This is a genomic window from Kitasatospora sp. NPDC004669, assembly GCF_040609455.1.
In the GTDB taxonomy this organism is placed as follows: domain Bacteria; phylum Actinomycetota; class Actinomycetes; order Streptomycetales; family Streptomycetaceae; genus Kitasatospora.
In genome coordinates, this window is record NZ_JBEXKB010000207.1 from 1 (window position 1) to 1,820 (window position 1,820).

The following is a 1,820-nucleotide window of genomic DNA, read 5'->3' on the forward strand; positions in this document are numbered from 1 at the left end:
GCAGTACCAGCCCGACACCCTCGACGGCTTCATAGCCGGCACCGGCCTGACCCCCGACACCCCAACGTCACCCTGACGAGCCGAAGTCAGTAACGAATCACCGAGTGGCCGTCGATACACCACTCCAGTGGACGTGACCCACGGCCTGGCACGCCCAGACAACCTGCACAGCCATCCGCCTGCACCTGACGGCCGGCATGCGGGAGTTCATTGCCGCGAACGCCGAGTGGCTCACCGTGTTCCAGTTGCCCACCTACGCTCCGGACCTCAACCCGCAGGAAGGTGTGTGGTCGCTGGTCAAGCGCGACATCGGCAACCTCGCCGCCGCCGACCTCGGCCAGATCACTCGGGCCGTGAAGCGCAAGCTCAAGATGCTGCAGTACCGCCCCGGGGTGATCGACGGTTGCCACGTAGGCACCGGTCTGGCCCTTTGATCGAAGCAGCGCGCGGTCAAGAACAGTCTGAGCGGTACGCGAAAGGCCTGTCGGGGCAGCTGGTGCATTCGAACAGGTAGATGCCGCCCATGTCGCCGAGCGTGAGCCCAGGGGGGCACTGGATCTCGGTGCGTTGTTCGTATGGAAGGTCCCAGATGGTTCCCGTGGCCGGGGTGTCCTCGATGGGCAGCCACGTGCGCCAGCTCTCTCCATCGAACTCTGAGCTGCCGATCGTCAGGAGATGCTCCATCTGCACACTGCATGTCGGGCACGTCGGCCAGTTGGGCTCCTGCGTCCACGTCGGGTAACCGCCGACCTTGACGCCGTCCGACACGGAGAGGTGGGACCAGTAAGACCAGCCAGTTTTCTCCTCCAGCTCTTCGAACCTGACTTCGAGCGCGTCGGCGACCTCGTCCGGGAGGTCCCAGTTCGGGTAGTCGGTGACGGGCTCGGGATGCAGGACGCACGGGTGCGGAAGGTAGTCGTTGTCAGCGCCGGTCGGGCGGGGTTGGTTGGCCGGCCGCAGGTCGCTCAGGGAGCTTTCCCGCCAATAGATCTCGGGGCGGGGAACATAGCCCTCCTCGTGATCGAAGGGGCACCACAGCACCTGCAGCAGATCAGTGACACCGGGGAAGGCCAGGTCAGGCACGTCGGCCGCGAAGAGCTGAAGGACCGGAATGAGCGGAATCGGTCCCTGGCCGGGAGGGGAGAACGCCGTGCGCGGGTGGTCGTCCTCGCAGTGAGGCCAGGGCTCCGAGAGCGGCCAGAGCACGGGTCCGCCGAGCGAGCTTTCCCGCGCGCTCGGATTGCCGAGGCGCGGATGCAGGCGAACAGCCGTCTTCCGATAGCTGGCCACCTCAGGGAACAGTGCCTCGACATCGAGCGGACGTGGCGGGGTGGTGCGAGCCATCGGACGTGCTCCTCACAGACCAAAGCGGCGGCTTGGCCACGACCGGGGTCGCGGTGCGCCGAGAGTAGCCGCATGGTCCGTCGGATTCACCAGCAGGCCCCGATCTCGGTCGGAAGGCACTACGCGGTCGGCCCTGCCAACACCCGACATCACGAGTTCAAGTTCAGTAGCAGGTCAGGGCGGCGGCCATGGCCAGGCCTCGGCTCTGCCAGTCGTTGCGGACCACGTACGGGATCTTGAGACCACGAGCAGCCCATGGCAGGCTCATGCCGCATGATCGATGAATTCGCGAAAGACAACCTGCACGGGAGACTGCGGCGGGACCGCGAGGCGCTGCTCTGGAAACTCGACGGCTTGTCCGAATACGACGCCCGCCGACCTTTGACAGCGACCGGGACCAACCTCCTCGGCCTGGTCAAACACGTGGCCACCGTCGAGGCCAGGTACTTCGGCGAGGTCTTCGACCGCCCTTCCCC

3 protein-coding genes are annotated in these 1,820 nt (G+C 66.0%); 2 read left to right on the top strand and 1 reads right to left on the bottom strand.

Features of this window, described 5'->3' with window-relative positions:
• The first annotated feature begins 185 nt into the window (after positions 1 to 185).
• Positions 186 to 434, top strand: a complete 249-nt coding sequence (locus ABZW30_RS46905; protein WP_355677481.1) for a transposase — start codon at positions 186 to 188, stop codon at positions 432 to 434.
• Positions 435 to 450: 16 nt separating this feature from the next.
• Here ABZW30_RS46905 and ABZW30_RS46910 read toward each other — a convergent pair whose 3' ends face one another.
• Positions 451 to 1,344: a DUF1963 domain-containing protein gene (locus ABZW30_RS46910; protein WP_355677480.1), complete on the bottom strand. Its 894-nt coding sequence runs from the start codon at positions 1,342 to 1,344 to the stop codon at positions 451 to 453.
• 273 nt (positions 1,345 to 1,617) lie between these two features.
• Here ABZW30_RS46910 and ABZW30_RS46915 point away from each other — a divergent pair.
• On the top strand, positions 1,618 to 1,820 hold a 203-nt coding region (locus ABZW30_RS46915; protein ID WP_355677425.1), incomplete at its 3' end, for a DUF664 domain-containing protein.

What these genes read in the sequence shown, in the direction of transcription:
- ABZW30_RS46910 (WP_355677480.1), bottom strand. Translation starts at nt 1,344, where the DNA reads ATGGCTCGCACCACCCCGCCACGTCCGCTCGATGTCGAGGCACTGTTC.